This is a genomic window from Streptomyces dangxiongensis (assembly GCF_003675325.1).
GTDB classification, from domain to species: domain Bacteria; phylum Actinomycetota; class Actinomycetes; order Streptomycetales; family Streptomycetaceae; genus Streptomyces; species Streptomyces dangxiongensis.
In genome coordinates, this window is record NZ_CP033073.1 from 4,092,851 (window position 1) to 4,112,454 (window position 19,604).

General features: G+C 70.0%; 16 protein-coding genes and 1 pseudogene. 11 read left to right on the top strand and 6 right to left on the bottom strand.

Annotated elements, in window-relative coordinates:
- Nucleotides 1-79: 79 nt before the first annotated feature.
- Nucleotides 80-655, bottom strand: coding sequence for a GNAT family N-acetyltransferase (locus D9753_RS18250; RefSeq protein WP_394346720.1), 576 nt, complete (start codon nucleotides 653-655; stop codon nucleotides 80-82).
- 213 nt (nucleotides 656-868) lie between these two features.
- Between D9753_RS18250 and D9753_RS18255 the strand changes: the two genes are divergently transcribed.
- The 4 genes and pseudogenes from D9753_RS18255 (at nucleotide 869) to D9753_RS18270 (ending at nucleotide 5,111) form a co-directional block, all read left to right on the top strand.
- Nucleotides 869-1,477, top strand: coding sequence for an HhH-GDP family DNA glycosylase (locus D9753_RS18255; protein ID WP_121787975.1), 609 nt, complete (start codon nucleotides 869-871; stop codon nucleotides 1,475-1,477).
- 355 nt (nucleotides 1,478-1,832) lie between these two features.
- Nucleotides 1,833-2,335 (top strand): annotated as a pseudogene (locus D9753_RS38015) (XRE family transcriptional regulator); the annotation flags it as partial.
- A gap of 2 nt (nucleotides 2,336-2,337) precedes the next feature.
- Entirely contained in the window at nucleotides 2,338-2,808 is a 471-nt protein-coding gene (locus tag D9753_RS18265) for an NUDIX domain-containing protein (protein ID WP_121787976.1), read from the top strand.
- A gap of 413 nt (nucleotides 2,809-3,221) precedes the next feature.
- The gene (locus tag D9753_RS18270; RefSeq protein ID WP_163010729.1) at nucleotides 3,222-5,111 is read left to right on the top strand and encodes a serine hydrolase; all 1,890 of its coding nucleotides are present in this window, start codon (nucleotides 3,222-3,224) and stop codon (nucleotides 5,109-5,111) included.
- A 341-nt stretch (nucleotides 5,112-5,452) separates the two neighbouring features.
- Here D9753_RS18270 and D9753_RS18275 read toward each other — a convergent pair whose 3' ends face one another.
- Complete coding sequence (locus D9753_RS18275; protein WP_121787978.1) at nucleotides 5,453-6,058, bottom strand: RDD family protein; 606 nt, start codon at nucleotides 6,056-6,058, stop codon at nucleotides 5,453-5,455.
- Between the two features lie 365 nt (nucleotides 6,059-6,423).
- On the opposite strand from D9753_RS18275, the gene D9753_RS18280 reads away from it, so the two are divergent.
- The 6 genes from D9753_RS18280 (at nucleotide 6,424) to D9753_RS18305 (ending at nucleotide 14,560) form a co-directional block, all read left to right on the top strand.
- A complete protein-coding gene (locus D9753_RS18280) occupies nucleotides 6,424-7,296 on the top strand; it encodes a DUF2797 domain-containing protein (RefSeq protein ID WP_121787979.1) in 873 nt (290 codons plus the stop codon).
- A 255-nt stretch (nucleotides 7,297-7,551) separates the two neighbouring features.
- Nucleotides 7,552-8,292, top strand: coding sequence for a response regulator transcription factor (locus D9753_RS18285; protein ID WP_205614191.1), 741 nt, complete (start codon nucleotides 7,552-7,554; stop codon nucleotides 8,290-8,292).
- Nucleotides 8,289-9,911 (top strand): sensor histidine kinase, encoded by a 1,623-nt coding sequence (locus D9753_RS18290; RefSeq protein ID WP_121787981.1) that lies wholly within the window; start codon nucleotides 8,289-8,291, stop codon nucleotides 9,909-9,911. Before D9753_RS18285 ends, D9753_RS18290 begins: the two co-directional genes overlap by 4 nt.
- Nucleotides 9,912-9,924: 13 nt before the next feature.
- Nucleotides 9,925-11,388 carry a bifunctional glycosyltransferase family 2/GtrA family protein gene (locus D9753_RS18295; RefSeq protein ID WP_121787982.1) on the top strand — a complete coding sequence of 488 codons (1,464 nt, stop codon included), beginning with the start codon at nucleotides 9,925-9,927 and terminating at the stop codon, nucleotides 11,386-11,388.
- Nucleotides 11,385-13,631, top strand: coding sequence for an ArnT family glycosyltransferase (locus tag D9753_RS18300; protein WP_121787983.1), 2,247 nt, complete (start codon nucleotides 11,385-11,387; stop codon nucleotides 13,629-13,631). The genes D9753_RS18295 and D9753_RS18300 overlap by 4 nt, the downstream gene beginning before the upstream one ends.
- A 170-nt stretch (nucleotides 13,632-13,801) precedes the next feature.
- Nucleotides 13,802-14,560, top strand: a complete 759-nt coding sequence (locus D9753_RS18305; protein WP_205614192.1) for a TetR/AcrR family transcriptional regulator — start codon at nucleotides 13,802-13,804, stop codon at nucleotides 14,558-14,560.
- A 43-nt stretch (nucleotides 14,561-14,603) separates the two neighbouring features.
- Here D9753_RS18305 and D9753_RS18310 read toward each other — a convergent pair whose 3' ends face one another.
- The 4 genes from D9753_RS18310 to D9753_RS18325 form a co-directional block, all read right to left on the bottom strand.
- Nucleotides 14,604-15,074 (bottom strand): PPOX class F420-dependent oxidoreductase, encoded by a 471-nt coding sequence (locus D9753_RS18310; RefSeq protein ID WP_121787985.1) that lies wholly within the window; start codon nucleotides 15,072-15,074, stop codon nucleotides 14,604-14,606.
- A 110-nt stretch (nucleotides 15,075-15,184) separates the two neighbouring features.
- Nucleotides 15,185-16,006: a YceI family protein gene (locus tag D9753_RS18315; RefSeq protein ID WP_121787986.1), complete on the bottom strand. Its 822-nt coding sequence runs from the start codon at nucleotides 16,004-16,006 to the stop codon at nucleotides 15,185-15,187.
- Nucleotides 16,007-16,110: 104 nt separating this feature from the next.
- Nucleotides 16,111-18,660: an MFS transporter gene (locus tag D9753_RS18320; RefSeq protein WP_121787987.1), complete on the bottom strand. Its 2,550-nt coding sequence runs from the start codon at nucleotides 18,658-18,660 to the stop codon at nucleotides 16,111-16,113.
- 13 nt (nucleotides 18,661-18,673) lie between these two features.
- Complete coding sequence (locus D9753_RS18325; RefSeq protein WP_121787988.1) at nucleotides 18,674-19,165, bottom strand: MarR family winged helix-turn-helix transcriptional regulator; 492 nt, start codon at nucleotides 19,163-19,165, stop codon at nucleotides 18,674-18,676.
- A 218-nt stretch (nucleotides 19,166-19,383) separates the two neighbouring features.
- Between D9753_RS18325 and D9753_RS18330 the strand changes: the two genes are divergently transcribed.
- A complete protein-coding gene (locus D9753_RS18330; RefSeq protein ID WP_121787989.1) occupies nucleotides 19,384-19,578 on the top strand; it encodes a hypothetical protein in 195 nt (64 codons plus the stop codon).
- Nucleotides 19,579-19,604 lie beyond the last annotated feature (26 nt).

Sequence of the window (19,604 nt, forward strand, 5' to 3'; positions counted from 1 at the left end):
CACGCATATCGTGATCATTTCGCATGAAAGATCGCGAAGCGCTGGCGGGGCGCCGCCGGGCCCTCGTGCGTGGCAGTGGTCAGCCTTGCTGGCGGAAGTCCAGCATGTAGAAGACCTTGTCGTAGCGGTGTTCGCCGACGGCGACGAAGTCGGGCAGACGGCCGTATTCGGCGAAGCCCAGCGACCGGTAGAGGTGCAGGGCATTGGTGTTGTCGCCACGGGCGTCCAGGGTGAGGACCTCGATACCCGCCTCCCGGGCGTCAGCGATCAAGGCAGCGGTCAGCGCCCGACCGACACCACGACCATGGGCAGCAGCATCTACCGCGATCTTCTCCAGATCGGCGTGTGGCCGATGGGTCGGTCGGGCGTAGCGGAGCCAGTACCCCAACCCGACAAGCCGACGGTCGAGGTAAGCGGCACGCAGGGCCGCATCCCCGGCCTGCACCGCAGAGACGACGTAGCCGAGAAGTTCCGCCACCTCATCCCGCGAGGGTGGTTCGACCCAGCCCAGCGCGGCACCTCCACCCACCAGGTCCGCCAGGATCCGGTGGGCCGACTCCGCGAACCGGACCTCCAGTTCCGGATCGGAAGTCAGCTCCATGGCGTCAAGGATGGCGGGCACATTGGTCACACCGCTGGTCATGGCCGGATTCATGACCTGCAGCCTAGGCCAGCCCCAAGGCCCAGCCGAGGCCCCTCGCTCCAGCCTCGGCTGCAGCCAACCCGTTACTGACCCATGCTCCTAGGCACCGCAGATCATCGCAGGTGAGGGCGCCATCTCCACTGCCGGATAACGCGCAGGCACCAACACTCAGAGCACTGTGAAAGACCGAGGCAGATTGTCAGGCCGGAACGCCATGATTGGTCCGTGACCTCACTCAGCCACGCCCAGCGGTTGGCCGCCTACGTCAGGACGACCCTCGGCGACGGCCCGTTCCCGTCGCCCGGCGGCTGGATGCACATGGGTGCCGTGATTTGCGACGCCAGCTTCCAGGCACGCCGCAAGTACGAGTCGACGATCCGGCCGCGGATTCTCCAGCTCCAGTCGGCATGGCCCGACGCTGCCACGGTCCAAGGCTTCCAAGCGCGACTTGCTATGGAAGATCTCGCCGCCGCCATGAACTTCAACAGCCCCCGCAGGGTAGCGACAGCCCACGGCATCACCGATCTGCTGGCCGCCAATGGGGTCAATACCCGTGACGACCTCCACCTATGGCTCGACCAACAGGCCAACCGTGCCGCCCTACGCTCGGTGAAGGGTGTTGGGCCGAAGACGGTGGACTACATCGGGAACCTCGTCGGCCGATCGCAGGTCGCCGTTGACGTTCACCTGCGGGCCTTCGCTGCGGATGCCGGTGTCTCCGGCCTCGCGTACGGGCAGTTGCGAGCTGTGTACGAGGCGACCGCCACCATTCTCGGGCACGAACGCGGTGGGTTGGAGCACGCGGTCTGGCGGTTCAAGTCGCAGACCCTATAGCCCGACAAGCCGCAGAGCCTCTACACGGTGGCCCCTGCGCGCGTCGGGGGTGGCTCCACGGACGGCGCCAGCCCGAGTGCCCTGGCCATCGGGCTTGCTGATGAACTCTTGGATCCCATCACATTGCATTCCCTCGGTTTCGGTGGTGACGGGTGGGGTGTCATGGCTGGAACTGTCTTCGATCTATATCGTGCGGGATCACGCGGAACCTGGCGCGCTGGCCCGCAGGGCGAACATGCGGGTGAGGTCGCCCGGCTCGATCCCCGAAGCGCGCGATGCGGTGTACCCAGCAGACCGGGGACCGGAAGGCGGCCGGCGACCTGGGGCAGGACACCCGCGAGCTGATCTTCACCCCGAGGAGCGGTCGGACATTCCCGTGTCGACCTTCGTTGACATGCTGACCCAGGCCCGCGAGCACATCGACGTGTTGGTGTACGCCGCCGATTTCCTGCACGAGGCGTACCCGCGGCTCAATGACCTGCTACGAGAGCGCGTTGCCGACGGGTGTGCCGTCCGTATTGCGATCGGCGATCCGGACAGCACGAATGTCCAACAGCACGGTGAGGAGGAGAGGTTCTGCCACGGGATCGAGTCCTGTTGCCGACTCACCCTCATGCACTACCGCCCCCTGGCCGAGGTACCCGGCATCGAGGTGCGGACCCATGCCACCACGCTCTACAACTCCATTTATCGTGCGGATGACCAGGCGCTGGTCAACGCCCATGGCTGGGGCGTGAACGCGTACGGGGTGCTCCCGTGTGGCATCTTCGGCGCAGCGGGAAGGGCGGCATGTTCGACACCTACGCCAGCAGCTTCGACGCGGTGTGGGAAACCGCGACGCCGGTACGAGAAGGGTGACCATGGCACGGACCGAGTACTACGACGACCCAGCGGCACCGGAGCCGAACAGTTTGGTGGTCGCCGCGTCCGCCGTGGTCACCGACGACGAAGGGCGCGTACTCCTTCAGCGCCGCCGGGATAACGATCTTTGGGCGCTACCTGGCGGCGGCATGGAGCTGACCGATTCACTCCCAGGAACGGCCGTCCGCGAGGTGAAGGAAGAAACCGGTCTGGACGTAGAGGTCACCGGGCTTGTGGGCACCTACACCGACCCTTGTCACGTCATCGCCTACTCGGACGGTGAGGTGCGCAGGCAGTTCAACGTCTGCTTCACCGCCCGTGTGATCGGGGGCCGGCTCGCGATCTCGGACGAGTCCACGGAGCTGCGGTTCGTCCGGCCGGAGGAGATCGATCAGCTCCCGATGCACCACACGCAGCAACTCCGGATCCGCCACTTCCTGGAGCACCGTGAGCGGCCCTATCTCGGCTGATAGCCCCCGCGACACCCGCTTTCAGGAGAGAGACAGCGCCATCGTGCCGTTGAGCTGGGGTTCCATACCAGGTCAAGCTGCGCCTTGAAGCTCGATCCGCGATGTGCCGAGAGTGACTGTCGTCGGCTGAGGTTCGTCGTCGGTGAGCATGACGCGTGCTCCGAGCATGCCAAGGTGGTCGTCGACCCAGCGCCGGAATCCGTCCCCAGCGATCTCCTCGCGGGCCTCAGTTGGTGTGCCGAGTAGCTCGACGGGGTCACGGATTTCATCAGGCCAGCACATCGCGTGCAAGACCAGACGTCTCCGCAACAGACGCGCCCCTACGATGCGCAATGCACCGGTTCGCGACATTCGACCATGCATGATGCGGTGACTCAAGTGTTGGGATGCGAGTTACCAGAGGCGGGTTCAACATGAGTCCAGCGGTAGTCAAAACTGATCTCACGGATGGGCAGTACCAGGACGCATTCCAGGATTTGACCCGTGTCAAAGGGATGCGCCTAGTCGAGATCTGCGGCTATGAAGTGAATGGCCAGGCCCGCTATTCCGCCATCTGGGAGCCCCCGCACGGCCTGGACCCCGTACAGGACTATATCACCAAGCACGCAATGTCACCTACCGATTACGACCTGCTCAATGACCAGTGGTGGATTCAGGGATACAGGCCCGTACGGGTGAACTGTTACAGCGTCGGCGACAAGACGCTAATCGCTTTTATCTGGGCATCTGACCCGGGCTTGAACGACCAGCAGACGAATATTGGCCGCCCTAACATCCTAAACCTGGCACAGCATCTTCGTGAGGTCCGCGCTCAAGGGGCCCGTATCGTCGACATCGATTGTTATACGAGCTGGGAGCCCAACCCGGACTATCTGGGGCCCGGCCCCGCGCCGCTTGTCTGGGTCACTCGTTTCGCATCGATCTGGGCTCCTGCCGACGGGCGCGACTGGGACGTGAGCCTCCCAGCGAACAGCGACGTGTACCAGGCCGAATTCAACCGCCAGATCGACCTCGGCCGTTTCCCGGCAAGAGTCAGCGGTTTCAACCTTGGCGGCAAACAGCATTTCGTTGCCCTCTTCGAGGAGCTGCGGGGGAATGCTCGCCAAGCCCGCCACGGCAGATCCTCCGTGAACTACGACTCGGACCGCTTGCAGTTTGAGAGTACGAATTGGCGGCAGATCGCAGTAGGCGGGTACTCCGTCGGTCACGGTACCGGAGCAGTACAGCGGTTCAATCCCATCTGGGAGTACCGGGACGCGAATACCGTCATCCCAGGGCTCGCGGCCACCTTCATGCGGGACTTCGAGGTCCCCGGCCTCTCGCTCGCCGTGGCGAAGGGCGGCCGCCTGGTTTACGCAGCCGGATTCGGTCTTGCGGACAAGACCACAGGTACACAGGTGACACCGTCCAGTCTGTTCCGCATCGCCAGTGTCTCGAAGCCGATCACGGCGGTGGCCTTGATGCGATTGGCTGCCGAAGGCAGGATCCACCCTGACGAGGATCGAGTCTTCGGACCCGGCGGCCGTCTGAGCGCGCTCGGAACTCCCGTGGACTCCCGCGCCGCCCAGATCGGCGTGCGTCACCTGATGGAGCACTCTTGCGGAGGCTGGTCCAACGCCGCACCGAACGACCCGATGTATTCAAAGCCAGAACTCAGCGCTCGCGATCTCATCACCGACGTGCTGACCCATCGTTCGCTGGACCACGCACCGGGCACGGCCTACGCCTACTCCAACTTCGGTTACTGCGTGCTCGGCCGGATCATCGAGGAAGTGACCACCCAAACCTACGAGGACTATGTGCGGCAGAACGTCCTGCTGCCCTGCGGCGTACAAGACATGTTCATCGCGGGGAACACAGCAATGGAGAGGCGGCCGGGCGAGGTGACGTACTACGGCCTTGATGGCGACGACCCCTACGGCATCCCGGTCCACCGGATGGATGCGCACGGCGGATGGCTGGCCACGCCGACCGACCTACTGCGCTTCGTTGTGCGCGTGGACGGGTTGCCTACCCCTCCCGACCTCCTGCCGGCGGAACAGATCACTTACATGACCACAGCCTCCGGATTGCCCGGATCCGGCGACTACGCGAAGGGCTGGCACGTCACCAGCGACGGGAACTGGTGGCACGATGGCATTCTCGAAGGGACGGCGTCGATCCTTGTACGGACTACGGATGGCTACTGCTGGGCGGCGGTGACTAACACGGGGCGCAAAAACTCCACCACCTCGGGCCTCGACGATCTGATGTGGAAGATCCACGACCGGGTCGATGTCTGGCCGACGAATGAGCCGCTGTGAGACTTCCCGCACTGGTTGGGGAACCGAGGCTCAACAGGCGGGAGCGGGGTGGCGGCCTCAAAACCGTGCCCTACGTGGTGAGCATCCAACTGCGTGACGACGTCGGCGTACAACGGCGGACGAGTACGGACGTCAGCGTCCCCTCAGCGCGGCCAGGACGATCCCGACCACGGACAGCACCGCTATCAGGACGACGAACCACGTCGGCATCAACTCGAGGCCTTTGTAGGCGACAGGCGTGGTTCTGGGCATCGAACCTCCTTCGGTGGGCGCGGAGTTCGGGTGCCCGCCGGTGAGGTCGTGATGCCGTGTCGTGCGGGAGCAGGGCTGTGGATCGGTGGTCATCGGGTCCGGGTGTCCGCTTGGGCGGGGCGGTCCGCGGAGGGGGGCCGTAGCTGGTCCGCCCGGTCGGTGACGACGAGGGTCGTGGCCATCTTGTCCCACAGTTCCTGCCGGTTGCGGTCCCACAGGAGCCAGAAGTACGGGATCAGCAGCGTGTACGCGGCAAGGACGCCGATGATCCCCTTGGCGATGAACTCCCGGAAGAACATGCGCCCCCACCGGGCGGTGCCGGCCCGCGTGATGTGGACGACCCTCATGTGGAGGAGCTGCTTGGCGGGCGTCTGGCCGTGCTGGAAGACGACGAACGCCCAGATCAGCCAGCCGATGCCGAGAGTGCAGACGAACAGTGCCGCTTCCAGCAGGTGGCCGCCGAAGCGGAGTCCGGCGGTGGAGAGCGCGATGCCCCGCGGGAGGAAGAGGACCTGTCCGCAGAACTGACAGCACGGCTCGACCCCGGTCGCGTGCCCGCAGGCCGTGCACGCGGTCCTCGGGGCGACCGCCGTCGGGGCGGCCAGCGCCGCCGCTGATGCCGGCCGGGGGCGTGTGGACCACTGCTGTCCCGGCTTGGTCCCCGTACCTCGGCTCTCGCCCGGGTTCGTGGTCATGACCGACTCCCTCGGCACACCCAGGGTGCCTTGTGTCGCATACGCGCCCGCTGACGGAAATGAGCCGGTCACAACCCTGCGGATGTTCCTCGCCACACATCCAGAGAGGGGCGGACGGATAGGACGGACGACCGTCTGCTGTCGCACCGGGCGGAGGAAGGGAAGTCTCCGCCGTGCTTCTCGTCGGACGCGGAGTCCGGCAGCAGGCGCGATGTGCCCACAGGGCCTACGGCGACGCGGGCAGAACCTGATTCCAGCGGAACACGGGGATGCGGTCGCCGCACCTCGATCAAGCGCGGTATCGCACCGGGACCGCACCGGGACCGTCCCGCCGCTGTCAGTGCCTCCTTCTACCCTGACGAGTGATGGCACAGGTCTGGAGATGCGCGGGGCTTCGGTGGGTGGGCGGTGGGCCCGTGCTGGAGTGGGGCGGTGGGCGGCGCAGTGCGTTGCCCTGGGGGAAGCGGGTCGTGTTCGCGGTGCCGGAGGGGGGCGTGCGGAGGTGCGTGGGGGCTCGGGGGCACGCCTGCCCGCGGGGGGTCGCCGTGCCGGGGCGGAGTACGGGGGCCCGGTGCGAGGAGTGTGCGCGGCTGGACCGGGCGCACTCCGTGGCCGCCGACACGATCGCGGACGACCCGCGGCCGTACCGCGTGTATCTGGCGTGGTTCGGGCCGGGACTGGTGAAGGTCGGCATCACCGCCCTCGAACGCGGGCCGGCCCGGCTGCTCGAGCAGGGTGCCGTCTGCTTCGGCTGGCTCGGTACCGGTCCGCTGATGGCCGCCCGGCGCACCGAGGAGCTGCTGCGGGCCGCGTTGCGGGTGCCGGACCGGATCGCGTACGCCGAGAAGCGTGCCGTGCGGTCGGCGCTGCCGGGGACGGAGGCGGAGCGTGCCGCCGAGGTGCGGGAGCTGCATGCCCGGGCCGTCGCTCTCCCCGGGTGGCCGGAGTCCCTGCGGCGGGAGGCGTGCGACGTCACCGACCATGTGCGGGCGTTCGGGCTGGCGGAGGTGCCGGGGGCGCTCGGCGAGGTCGTGGAGCTGGTGCCGGGCGGCGCGGTGAACGGTGAGCTGGTCGCGGCTGCCGGGCCCGATCTGCATCTGGCGGTCGCCGGCCTCGGTGTCACCGTGCTGGACACCCGGCTGATGACGGGATGGGAGCTGGCCCCGGTGGCCTTGCCGTCCGGCACGTTCACCGTCCCGGTACGGCAGTTCAGAAGGGAGCAGGACGGGCTGTTCTGACGTACGGCCCCCCGGGGGAGGGCGGCCGGTCCGTGGCGAGGCGCCGGGAAGGCGGGGCGCGAGCACTGGGGGGACCGGTACGTGATCCACATCGCGCGGGTCGAGCACGGTCCCGCCTTCCGGCGTTCCTGATGCGCCTCTCCCAGGCGGTGCCTGTGCCTCCCAGGCGGTGCCTGAGAGGTTCCTGTGCGCTTCTCAGAGAAAACACAGACTCCGGAAAGCGTGTTCTCAGAGGACCCCGACATGGTGTCCGGCATGACCACGACCTCGCCCCAGGGGCGCACCGAACTGCTGAGGCCGGACGGGAGCCCCGTCCGCGTGCTTGTGGTGGACGACGAGCTGTCGATCACCGAACTGCTGAGCATGGCCCTGCGTTACGAGGGCTGGCAGATCAGGAGTGCGGGGGACGGGCAGGGGGCCGTGCAGGCGGCCCGCGAGTTCCGCCCCGACGCCGTCGTGCTGGACATGATGCTGCCGGACATGGACGGCCTGGCCGTGCTCGGCCGGCTGCGCCGTGAGCTGCCGGACGTGCCCGTCCTGTTCCTCACCGCCAAGGACGCGGTGGAGGACCGTATCGCCGGGCTGACCGCCGGCGGCGACGACTACGTCACCAAGCCGTTCAGCCTGGAGGAGGTCGTCGCGCGGCTGCGCGGGCTGATCCGCCGCGCCGGGGCCGCCGACCGGCGGTCCGACTCCGTGCTCGTCGTGGGCGACCTGACGCTGGACGAGGACAGCCACGAGGTGTCACGGGCCGGGGACAACATCCACCTCACCGCCACCGAGTTCGAGCTGCTGCGGTTCCTCATGCGCAATCCCCGGCGGGTGCTCAGCAAGGCGCAGATCCTGGACCGCGTGTGGTCGTACGACTTCGGCGGGCAGGCCAACGTCGTGGAGCTGTACATCTCGTACCTGCGCAGGAAGATCGACGCCGGCCGGGAGCCGATGATCCACACCCGGCGCGGAGCCGGTTATCTGATCAAGCCCGCCGTGTCATGAGCGGACGACGACGGCCGCGTCAGCGGAAGCGGCGGGCGGGACAGCCGCGCACCCTGCGGACGCGGCTCGTCGTCGCGTCGGTGGCGTTGATCGCCGTGGTGTGTGCCGTGATCGGTACGGTCACCACGTTGGCGCTGCGCTCGCACCTGTACGACCAGCTCAACGGTCAGCTCAAGGAGGTGGCGTCACGTGCGTCCGGGGCCTTCGGGCCGCCGGGGCAGCACCCCGGGGGCGTTGTCGCGCCGGACGGGCAGAGGTTCAAGGCGTACCCGCCGACCCTCACGGAATTCGTCACCAGGAGCCCGCAGCCCCAGGGCACCATCGCGGCCAAGGTGGAGAACGGCGTCATCACCGACGCCAAGCGGGGCGTGAAGTCCGCCAGCGACTTCGAGATGAGTCCCGAGCCGCTGACCAGGGCACAGCTCACCGTCCTCGGGTCCGTCCCCCGAGTCGACGGGCAGCAGCACACGGTCGTCGTCCCCGGTGCGGGCCGGTACCGGGTCGAGTACCGGACCGGCGGCAACGGCTCCTACTACGTCGCCGTACCGACCTCCGGTGTCGACAACACGATCAACACCCTGATCCTGGTCGAGGTCAGTGTCACCGCCGCCGGTCTGGTCGCCGCCGCCATCGCCGGTTACGTCCTCGTCGGCGTCGCCACCCGCCCCCTGCGCAAGGTCGCCGCCACCGCCACCCGGGTCTCCGAACTCCCTCTGCACACCGGCGAGGTGAACCTCAGCGAGCGGGTCACGGAGTCCGAGTGCGACCCGCACACCGAGGTCGGCCGGGTCGGTGCCGCGCTCAACCGGATGCTGGACCACGTCCACGGGGCACTGCTCGCCCGGCAGCAGAGCGAGACGCGGGTCCGGCAGTTCGTGGCCGACGCCAGCCATGAGCTGCGCACCCCCCTCGCCTCCATCCGCGGGTACGCCGAACTGACCCGGCGCGGGCGCGAGCAGGTAGGCCCCGACACCCGGCACGCCCTCGGCCGGATCGAGTCCGAGGCGGGCCGGATGACCCTCCTCGTCGAGGACCTGCTGCTGCTCGCCCGGCTCGACGCCGGCCGGCCGCTCCAGTTCGAGCGGACAGATCTGGTCCCGCTGGTCGTCGACACCGTCAGCGACTCCCGCGCGGCCGGCATGGGCCACAACTGGCGGCTCGACCTGCCCGACGAACCGGCGCTGGTCTCGGCGGACGCGGCACGGCTGCAACAGGTGCTGGTCAACCTGCTGGGCAACGCCCGCAAGCACACCCCGCCCGGTACGACCGTGACCGCGCGCGTGCGGCGGCGCGGGACGTGGATGTGCGTCGACGTGGAGGACGACGGGCAGGGCATCCCGCCCGAGCTGCTGCCCCACGTCTTCGAGCGGTTCGCGCGCGGCGACTCCGCGCGCTCCCGCGCCACCGGGTCCACGGGGCTCGGGCTCGCCATCGTGCAGGCCGTCGCGATCGCGCACGGCGGTGCCGTGACCGTCGACAGCGTGCCCGGCCGCACGGTGTTCACCGTGCACCTGCCCGCGCCGGCCCCCGCCGTCCCGGGGTCCTCCCCGGAAGCGGGCCGGGAGTCGTTCTCACAGGCACAGCACAGTGCCACCACATGGGCGGGACAGGGCGGTTGACGAGAGTCGGTCCATGCGAACCGACTCTTCTCCCGGCACCCTGCCGGCGCGGGAGCACCTCCCGGCCACAGACGCCGGAACGCCTGTCCTCGACGTAGTGATCCCCGTGTACAACGAGGAGAAGGACCTCCAGCCGTGCGTCCGCCGACTGCACGAGCACCTCACGCGCACCTTCCCCTACGCGTTCCGCATCACGATCGCGGACAACGCTTCCACGGACCGCACCCCGCTGGTGGCGGCGCGGCTGGCGGCCGAGATCCCTGAGGTCGGCACCTTCCGCCTGGAGCAGAAGGGACGGGGGCGGGCGCTGCGGACGGTGTGGTCCGCGTCCCGGGCGCCGGTCCTCGCCTACATGGACGTCGACCTGTCCACCGACCTCAACGCCCTGCTGCCGCTGGTGGCACCGCTGATCTCCGGCCACTCCGACCTCGCGATCGGCTCCCGGCTCGCCCGTGACTCCCGGGTCGTACGGGGCCCCAAGCGGGAGTTCATCAGCCGGGCCTACAACCTGATCCTGCGCGGATCTCTCCAGGCCCGCTTCTCCGACGCGCAGTGCGGCTTCAAGGCCATCCGGCGCGATGTGGCGCAGGTGCTGCTGCCGCTGGTGGAGGACACCGGCTGGTTCTTCGACACCGAGATGCTGGTGCTCGCCGAACGGGCCGGCCTCAGGATCCACGAGGTGCCGGTCGACTGGGTCGACGACCCGGACTCCACCGTGCACATCGTGCGGACGGCCACCGACGACCTCCGGGGCGTGTGGCGGGTCGGCAGGGCGCTGGCCACCGGTTCGCTGCCGCTGGACCGGCTGGCCCGGCCCTTCGGCGACGACCCGCGCGACCGCGAACTGCCCGACGTGCCCAAGGGACTGGCCCGTCAGCTCGTAGGGTTCTGCGTGGTCGGCGGCCTGTCGACCCTGTTCTACCTGGCGCTCTACAGCGCCTTCCGGCAGTTCACGGGCTCGCAGATCGCCAACGCGCTCGCCCTGCTGGTCTCCGCCGTCGCCAACACCGCCGCCAACCGCCGGCTCACCTTCGGGGTGCGCGGCCGGGGCGGCGCCGTACGGCACCAGGCGCAGGGCCTGGTCGTCTTCGGCATCGGTCTCGCCCTGACCAGCGGCTCCCTGGCCGCCCTGAGCGCGGCGACCGGCAGCCCGGCCCACTCCACCGAGCTGGCGGTGCTCATCGCCGCCAACCTCGCGGCGACCGTGCTGCGGTTCCTGCTCTTCCGCGCCTGGGTCTTCCCGGACCGCGACGGGGTCGGCGGCACGTCGACCCCCACCGCGGCCACACCGGCGCACGGCACGACGGCGCCGTACGCACCGCTGCCGCAGCGCCGGGTGCCGACCCCGCAGGCGTACGAGCAGCAGCCGTACGAGCAACAGCCCCACGAGCAGCAGCCCTACGAGCAGCAGGTGCACAGCCGACAGGGTTGCGAGCCGGTGCGCCCTCACCACAACGACCCGGGGGATTCCCGATGACGACCCACTACGACCCGCCGACCGCACCGCAGGGCGCCACGGGCGGCGGGGAACCCTCCCCGGTCGCACCCGCGCGGGCCCCCGGGGCCGGTGAGCCGCGCCAGCCGTTCGTCCGCGGGCTGTGGCGCGGCCGGCCCGAGGACCCGCGCTGGGCCCGTCCGGCCCTCCTCGGCCTGCTGGCCGCCACCTTCCTGCTCTACCTGTACAACCTCAGCGCCTCCGGGTACGCCAACTCCTTCTACTCCGCGGCCGTCCAGGCGGGCAGCACGTCGTGGAAGGCGTTCTTCTTCGGCTCGCTCGACGCGGGCAACGCCATCACCGTCGACAAGCCGCCGGCCGCGCTGTGGCCGATGGAGCTGTCGGTCCGGCTCTTCGGCCTGCACTCCTGGGCGATCCTGGCTCCCGAGGTGCTGATGGGCGTGGCGGCCGTCGCCGTCGTCCACGCCTCCGTACGCCGCCGGTTCAGCCCCGCGGCCGGTCTGATCGCGGGCGCGGTGCTCGCACTGACCCCCGTCGCGGCGCTCATGTTCCGGTTCAACAACCCGGACGCCCTGCTGGCCCTGCTGATGTCGGTGGCCTGCTGCCTCGTCGTCCGGGCGCTGGAGGACGGCCGTACGAAGTGGCTGGTGTGGGCCGGTGTCGCGATCGGTTTCGCGTTCCTCGCCAAGACGCTCCAGGCGTTCCTCATCCTGCCGGCGCTGGCGTCCGTGTACGCGGTGTGCGCGCCGGTGCGGCTGCGGAGGCGGTTCGGGCAGCTTGCCGCGGCGACGCTCGCGCTGGTCGTGTCCAGCGGCTGGTGGGTGGCCGTCGTCGAGCTGTGGCCTGCCTCCTCCCGCCCGTACATCGGCGGTTCGCAGAACAACAGCTTCCTGGAGCTGACCTTCGGCTACAACGGGCTCGGCCGCCTCAACGGCGAGGAGACCGGCAGCGTCGGCGGCGGGGGCGGCGGGGGCGGCACCGGCATGTGGGGCGAGACCGGCTGGGACCGGATGTTCGGCTCCGAGGTCGGCGGCCAGATCTCCTGGCTGCTGCCCTCCGCGCTGATCCTGCTCGTCGCCGGCCTGGTGGCCACCCGCAGGCTCGGGCGGACGTCCGTCACCCGCGCCTCGTTCCTGGTCTGGGGCGGTTCGCTGCTGACGACCGCGGTGGTGTTCAGCTACATGGCGGGCATCTTCCACCAGTACTACACGGTGGCCCTCGCGCCCTACCTCGCCGCGGTCGTCGGCATGGGCGCCGGGCTGCTGTGGGAGAAGCGGCGGGAGCTGTGGGCGTCGATCGCGCTCGCCGCGTCCGTGGTCGCGGCGGCGGCCTGGGGGTACGTCCTGCTGAACCGGACCTCCGGCTATCTGCCCTGGCTGAAGTGGCTGGTCCTGGTCGGCGGGCTCACCGCCGCGCTCGGCCTGGTCTTCGCGGGCCGCGTCCCGCGGCGACCGGCGCTCGGGGCGGCGGCCGTGGGGCTCGTGGCCGCGCTGGCCGGACCGACCGCGTACACGCTGAGCACGCTCGGGCAGGGCCACACCGGTTCGATCGTCACGGCGGGCCCGGCGGGCGCGAGCATGATGGGCGGCCGGGGCGGCGGTCCCGGCGGTGACGGCATGCGGGGCGGCTTCGGCGCCGGGGTACCCGGCGGCCTAGGACAGCAGAACCAGCAAGGACAGCAGAACCAGCAGGGCAACGGGTTCCCCGGTGGTGGCGGCTTCGGCGGAGGCGTGCCGGGCCAGAACCAGCAGAACGGCAACGGCAACAGTCGGACGCAGCCGGGTCAGCCCGGGCAACAGGGGCAGCAGGCTCAACCCGGCCCGCAGAACGGCAACGGCTTCCCCGGTGGTGGCCTGATCGGCGAGGGCGGCCCGGGCGGTGGCGGCGCCGGCGGTCTGCTCAACGGCACGAGCGTGTCGTCCCAGGCCAGGAAGCTGCTGGAGAGGAACGCCTCGGCGTACACCTGGGTCGCCGCCTCCGTCGGCTCGCAGAACGCGGCCGCCTACCAGCTCGCCACCGGTGACCCGGTGATGGCGATCGGCGGCTTCAACGGCACGGACCCGTCCCCGACGCTCGCCCAGTTCAAGAAGTACGTCGAGCAGGGGAGGGTCCACTACTTCATCGCCGGCGGCGGTATGGGCGGCGGTATGGGCGGCAACAGCGGGAGCGCCTCCCGGATCAGCTCGTGGGTCCAGAGCACCTTCAAGAAGGTGACGGTCGGTTCGGCCACGTTCTACGACCTCACGCGGAAGGCCGGTAGCTGACGTCACCTCTCAGTGCCGTACACCGTACAGTGACTGCTGTACGGTGTACGGCACTTCGTTGCCCCAAGGTCGTCCGCAGCGCTGGGTCCCCGCTCGGTCCCGCGCCCCCCTCCGGGCCGGCCGCGGCCCTAGCATCTGAAGCGACATCCGAGGTGGAGGAAGGTGCGCCGGTGACGAAGGCAGCAGGTCGGTCGGCGCGGCACAGCGTGTGGCTGGCGGACAGGGCCCGCCGTGGCGGGCGCAGCGGGCAGCCCTCGGGGCTCGACCGGGAGCGGATCACCGAGGCGTCGGTGCGGCTGCTGGACGCGGAGGGCCTCGCCAAGTTCTCCATGCGGCGGCTGGCCGCCGAGCTGAACGTCACCGCCATGTCTCTGTACTGGTACGTCGACACCAAGGACGACCTGCTCGAACTCGCCCTGGACGCGACCTACGCCGAGCTGCGGCTGCCCGACCCGGACAACACGGACGCGGACTGGCGGGAGCAGCTCCGGGAGCTGGCCACCGCGTACCGGACGCTGCTGGTCCGCCATCCCTGGGTGTCCCCGCTGGCCGGCCGCTTCCTCAACATCGGACCCCGGTCGGTGGCCTTCTCCCGCGTGGTCCAGCGGGTCGTCCGGCGGGCGGGGCTGCCCGTGCGCGGGGTGACCGGGGCGATCGCGGCCGTCTTCCGGTTCGTGTACGGCTACGGCACGATCGAGGGCCACTTCCTCGCCCGCAGCGCGGACACGGGGCTGAGTCCCGACGAGTACTTCGAGCAGGCCATGACGGTCGTGGCCGAGGCCCCGGGCACCGCCGAGGTGATGCGGGAGTCCGAGGAGCTCATGGCGGCCCGCGGCGGCGACACGGTGGGCGAGATGATGGAACGCGACTTCGCCTTCGCCCTGGACCTGCTCATCGCCGGCATCGAGGCGATGGTCGACCGCGGCTGACCACTCCCCGGGCGGCGTCGAGGCCATGGTCGTGCGCGGCCGACTACGCCTCGGGTGCCAGCCGTGCCGGGAAGCCGCCGGTGGCCACGGGACCCCACCGTTCGGGTGTCACCCGGATGACGGACTTGCCCTGCTTGACCATCGCCTGCCGGTACTCGTCCCAGTCGGGGTGTTCGCCGGCGATGTTGCGGTAGTACTCGACCAGGGGCTCCACGGAGTCGGGCAGGTCGACGACCTCGGCGGTGCCGTCGATCTGGACCCAGGGGCCGTTCCAGTCGTCGCTGAGGACGACCAGGCTGACGCGGCTGTCCCGCCGGGCGTTGCGGGTCTTGGCGCGCTCGGGGTAGGTCGACATCACGATCCGGCCGGAGTCGTCGACGCCGCAGGTCAGCGGGGACGCCTGCGGGCTGCCGTCGGCGCGGCGGGTGATGAGGAGGGCGCGGTGGCGCGGGCGGACGAAGTCCAGCAGCTCGGCTGCCGATACCCGGGTGTTGGACGCGATGTTCGGTGCCATGGAGGCAAGCGTAGGCCGGAAAGGCCCCGGTCGGCCTGTCCCCGCCAGGGGCAGGTTCGGCTGATCAGGGCCTCGGAGTGGCACGCGTCGGGGCCCGGGGACCCGGGGTGTCACGCGGTGGGCAGGGAGTCTCCCTGTACGGCCTGGATGTCCAGTTCCACCCTGAGGGTGGTGCCGATGGCGGCGATGCCCGCCTGGAGGACCTGGTTGTAGTTCATGGCGAAGTCCTCGCGGTGCAGTTCGGCGGTGGCCCGGAACGCGGCACGGGTGCCGCCCCACGGGTCGGCGCCGGTGCCCAGGTAGGCCAGGTCCAGGTCGACGGGGCGTACGACACCGTGCAGGGACAGCTCGCCGTGCACGGTCCAGCGGTCCTGGGCGGCCAGCGTCAGGCCCGTCGAGCGGTAGGTGATCTCCGGGTGCCGTTCGACGTCGAGGAAGTCGCCGGAGCGCAGGTGGGTGTCCCGCATGCCGTTGCCGGTGTCGATGGAGGCCGCCCGGATGACCGCCTCCACGCGGGACTTGGCGACGTCGTCGGGCGCGATCTCGATCGTGCCGCCGAACTCCGTGAACCGGCCGTGCACGCTGGAGATGCCCAGGTGCTGGGCGACCGCGGCGACGGAGGAGTGCACCGGGTCGATGGTCCAGGGGCCGGGCGGCGGCAGCTCGGTGCCGCCCTGCCGGGTCAGCGTGACCGTGCCGACCTCGGCCCGGCCGCTGGCGGTGACGATCGCGCTGGACGCGGCGGGCGCGTACCCGACGGCGGTCACGATCACCGTGTACGCCCCCGGCGTCAGCTCGGTGGTGTCCCGTACGGCCCCCTCGGCGTCCGCCTCGGCCCGCAGCACCTGCGTGCCGGTCATGTCGGTCACCGTGACGACCGCGTGCGACACGGCCCACCCGTCCCGCGTACGGATCTTCGCGGTCAGTCCCATCCCGTTATCTCCCTGGAAAAGCTCAAAAAATGGTCGTATGAGACCGGCCCGTGGCGGGCGCGCCCTCCGCTCAGGGCGCGCGCCGCCACGGGCCGGGGTGTCGACTACTCGCCGGGGTGGGCGAGTTCGATGTCGTGGCCGTCCACTCCGGTACCGGCCACGGTCAGCGCGGTGGCCACCGGCGGGTAGCCCGTCGCGATGACGGTGTACTCACCGCTGTCCAGGTCGGTGAAGGCGTACGCGCCGTCGGTGCCGGTGGTGGCGGTGCCGACCACGTTGCCCGCCTGGTCGACCAGGGTGACCCGGGCGTCCGCCAGGGCGCCGTGCGGGGCCCGGACGACACCCTGGAGCCGGGCGCCGGCGTCCAGGTCGACCTCGATCCGGGTGACGCCGGTGGCGCCGACCTCGACCGGCAGGGCGCGCGGCCGGAACCCGCTGGCGTTGACCGCGACGGTCACGGTGCCGGGCACCAGGTCGGTGAGAGCGAAGTCGCCCTGCTCACCGCTGGCGGCGGTGGCCAGCAGGTCTCCGCGCACGTCGGTGACGATCACCATCGCGTCCTTGACCGGCAGCGCGCTCCCGGCGGCCCGGACCACGCCGGTCAGCCCGCTGGTGCCGCTGAGCAGGATGTCGTACGACAGCGCGTCCTCGCCCACCATGACGGTGGAGGCCTGCGGCTGGTAGCCGTCGGCGGAGGCGATCAGGACGTACGAGCCGGCGCCCGGGGCGGCCAGGGTGTAGGAGCCGTCGGCCCGGGCGACCGAGCGGCCGAGCTGGCGGCCCGACAGCGAGATCAGCGTGACGGCGGCCTGCGGGACCGGGGCGCTCTCGGCGCCGCGGACGAAGCCGTGGACCGGGGTGCCGCCGGCGGTGCCGGGCTCGGCGGCCGAGGCGACGGCCGTTAGCTGCCGGGTGGCGGTCGCCGTGGCCGTGCCGTCGGACCCCGCGGTGTCGGACACCGGGGCGGCGGAGACGGCGGCCGGGACCTGCTCGGCGGCCGGGGCCTGGGCCTCGGCGACGGCGGGAGCGGCGGCCGGGTCGGTCACCGGGGCGTCGGCCTCGGCGCCCTGGGCGAGCGCGCCCCTGGTCTTCAGCGGGACCTCCTTGATGAACAGCGTGATCAGGAAGGCGACGGCGGCGAGGCAGCCGGCGATCAGGAAGACGTCGGCGATGCCGTGGCCGTAGGCGCTCTCCATCAGCGTCCGGATCGGGGCCGGCAGCTTGTCCATGTCCGGGATGGTGTCGGTGGAGCCGGAACCCCCGGCCAGGGCGGCCTGGTACTTGGGGCTGAGGTCGGAGACGCCGTCCTTGACGTAGTCGGTGATCTTGTTCGCCATCACGGCACCCAGCGCGGACACGCCGACCGCACCACCGAGGGAGCGGAAGAAGGTCACCGTGGAGCTGGCGGAGCCGAGGTCGGACGGGGCCACCTGGTTCTGCGTGGCGAGCACCAGGTTCTGCATCATCATGCCGATGCCGAGACCCAGCAGGGCCATGTAGATGGCCATCTTCCAGTAGTCGGTGTCGTACCGGATGCCGCCGAGCAGCAGCAGGCCGGCCGTCACCAGGACGCCACCGCTGACCAGCCACGCCTTCCAGCGGCCGGTGCGGGTGATGAACTGGCCGGAGACGGTCGAGGAGACGAACAGACCGCCGATCATCGGGATGGTCATGACGCCCGACATGGTCGGGGACTTGTCCCGGGCCAACTGGAAGTACTGGCTGAAGAACACGGTGCCGGAGAACATCGCGATACCGACGAACAGGGAGGCGAGCGACGCCAGGGTGATCGTGCGGTTCCTGAACAGGCGCAGCGGGATGATCGGCTCGCTCGCCCTGGACTCGACGAGCACGAAGAGCGCGCCGAGGACGATCGAACCGCCGATCATCGCGTAGGTCTGCCAGGAGACCCAGTCGTACTTGTCACCGGCGAAGGTGACCCAGATCAGCAGCAGGGAGACCGCGGCGGCGATGAGGGTCGCGCCGCCCCAGTCGACCTTGACGTCCCGCTTGACCACGGGCAGGTGCAGGGTCTTCTGCAGCACGATCAGCGCGATGATCGCGAAGGGGACGCCGACGTAGAAGCACCAGCGCCAGCCCAGCCAGGAGGTGTCGGTGATGACACCGCCGAGCAGCGGGCCGCCGACGGTGGCGACGGCGAACGTGGCACCCAGGTAGCCGGAGTAACGGCCGCGCTCGCGCGGGGAGATCATCGCCGCCATGACGATCTGCGCCAGGGCGGACAGACCGCCGACGCCGATGCCCTGGAACACCCGGAAGGTGATCAGCATGCCCGGGTTCTGGGACAGGCCGGCCGCCATGGAGGCGACGACGTAGATGATGAGGGCTATCTGGACGAGAGCCTTCTTGCTGTACAGGTCGGCGAGCTTGCCCCAGAGGGGGGTGGCCGCGGTCATCGACAGCAGGGCGGCGGTGACCACCCAGGTGTAGGCGGACTGGCCGCCGCCGAGGTCCCCGATGATGTGCGGCAGGGCGTTGGAGACGATCGTGGACGACAGAATCGCCACGAACATGCCGAGCAGCAGCCCGGAGAGGGCCTCCATGATCTGCCGGTGGGTCATCGGGGCGTCGCCGTGGGAGCCTCCCCCGTGCTTGGCGTGAGCCCGCACACCGGCTGGTGTGGTCGTTGCCATGGACTTCCTTTTCTTACGTGCTTGCGGGTGTACGGGTGGTCTCTTCGAGTACGGGGGCGGGGAGCCGCGGGGCGGACCGGCAGTCACCGAAGGACGCGCGCAGCCGTGTCATCAGCCCGATGAGCTGGCCGACCTCCTCGTCGGTCCAGTCGGCCAGCCGCTCGGCGAGCAGGTGCGTGGTCCGCCGGGACAGCTCGTCGAGCTGCTCCAGACCCTCGGGTGTCAGGCGCAGGATGCGCGAGCGCTTGTCCGCGGCGTCCGGGTGCCGTTCGATCCAGCCGCGTGCGGCCACGTGCGCGACATGCCGGCTGGTGACCGACATGTCCACGGCGAGCAGCTCCGCGAGCTTGCTCATGCGCATGTCGCCGTGGCGGCCGAGCAGGGTCAGCACGGCGGCCGAGCCGGCCGGGCAGTCGGGCGGCAGGATCCGCCCCATGTCCCGTTTCACGGCTCCGACGGCACTGAGCTGACGCGCCAGCTCTTCGAACTGCGCCCGCTCGGCCATCACACCTCCCGTATTCGTTGCTTGAAGCAACCATAAGGGTGCTTGGTTGCTGAAGGCAAACAAGTTGGGATCCGGCGGCGCAAAAACTTGGCAAACACAAGTATTGCTGGCGTAAATATTCAGGTGAGGTGCGGGAAAAGTGCTCTTCCCTCTCCCGGAGCCCTCCCCGCAGGCCCCCGCTTGGGTCGCGGGGCGGTACTTCGCTAAGGTCTCGGGCCATGGCTAACACCCAGGGCCCCCAGGGCAATTACGACCCCGCCGGCAACACCCAGATGTTCCGCGCGTTCGTCGACGAGGCCCCGCAGGGCCGACAGCAGCAGGCAGCCCCCTCGGGCCCCCGTATCGGCCTGATCGTCGGCATCGTGGTGGCGCTCGTCGTGGTGGCGGGGGTCGCCTGGCTGGCGCTCAGGTAACGCCGGCGGGTCCCGCTGCCCCGGAC

What these genes read in the sequence shown, in the direction of transcription:
- D9753_RS18265 (WP_121787976.1), top strand. Translation starts at nt 2,338, where the DNA reads ATGGCACGGACCGAGTACTACGACGACCCAGCGGCACCGGAGCCGAAC.
- D9753_RS18290 (WP_121787981.1), top strand. Translation starts at nt 8,289, where the DNA reads ATGAGCGGACGACGACGGCCGCGTCAGCGGAAGCGGCGGGCGGGACAG.
- D9753_RS18300 (WP_121787983.1), top strand. Translation starts at nt 11,385, where the DNA reads ATGACGACCCACTACGACCCGCCGACCGCACCGCAGGGCGCCACGGGC.
- D9753_RS18280 (WP_121787979.1), top strand. Translation starts at nt 6,424, where the DNA reads ATGGCACAGGTCTGGAGATGCGCGGGGCTTCGGTGGGTGGGCGGTGGG.
- D9753_RS18295 (WP_121787982.1), top strand. Translation starts at nt 9,925, where the DNA reads ATGCGAACCGACTCTTCTCCCGGCACCCTGCCGGCGCGGGAGCACCTC.
- D9753_RS18315 (WP_121787986.1), bottom strand. Translation starts at nt 16,006, where the DNA reads ATGGGACTGACCGCGAAGATCCGTACGCGGGACGGGTGGGCCGTGTCG.
- D9753_RS18275 (WP_121787978.1), bottom strand. Translation starts at nt 6,058, where the DNA reads ATGACCACGAACCCGGGCGAGAGCCGAGGTACGGGGACCAAGCCGGGA.
- D9753_RS18310 (WP_121787985.1), bottom strand. Translation starts at nt 15,074, where the DNA reads ATGGCACCGAACATCGCGTCCAACACCCGGGTATCGGCAGCCGAGCTG.
- D9753_RS18285 (WP_205614191.1), top strand. Translation starts at nt 7,552, where the DNA reads ATGACCACGACCTCGCCCCAGGGGCGCACCGAACTGCTGAGGCCGGAC.
- D9753_RS18320 (WP_121787987.1), bottom strand. Translation starts at nt 18,660, where the DNA reads ATGGCAACGACCACACCAGCCGGTGTGCGGGCTCACGCCAAGCACGGG.
- D9753_RS18270 (WP_163010729.1), top strand. Translation starts at nt 3,222, where the DNA reads ATGAGTCCAGCGGTAGTCAAAACTGATCTCACGGATGGGCAGTACCAG.
- D9753_RS18330 (WP_121787989.1), top strand. Translation starts at nt 19,384, where the DNA reads ATGGCTAACACCCAGGGCCCCCAGGGCAATTACGACCCCGCCGGCAAC.
- D9753_RS18250 (WP_394346720.1), bottom strand. Translation starts at nt 655, where the DNA reads ATGAATCCGGCCATGACCAGCGGTGTGACCAATGTGCCCGCCATCCTT.
- D9753_RS18325 (WP_121787988.1), bottom strand. Translation starts at nt 19,165, where the DNA reads ATGGCCGAGCGGGCGCAGTTCGAAGAGCTGGCGCGTCAGCTCAGTGCC.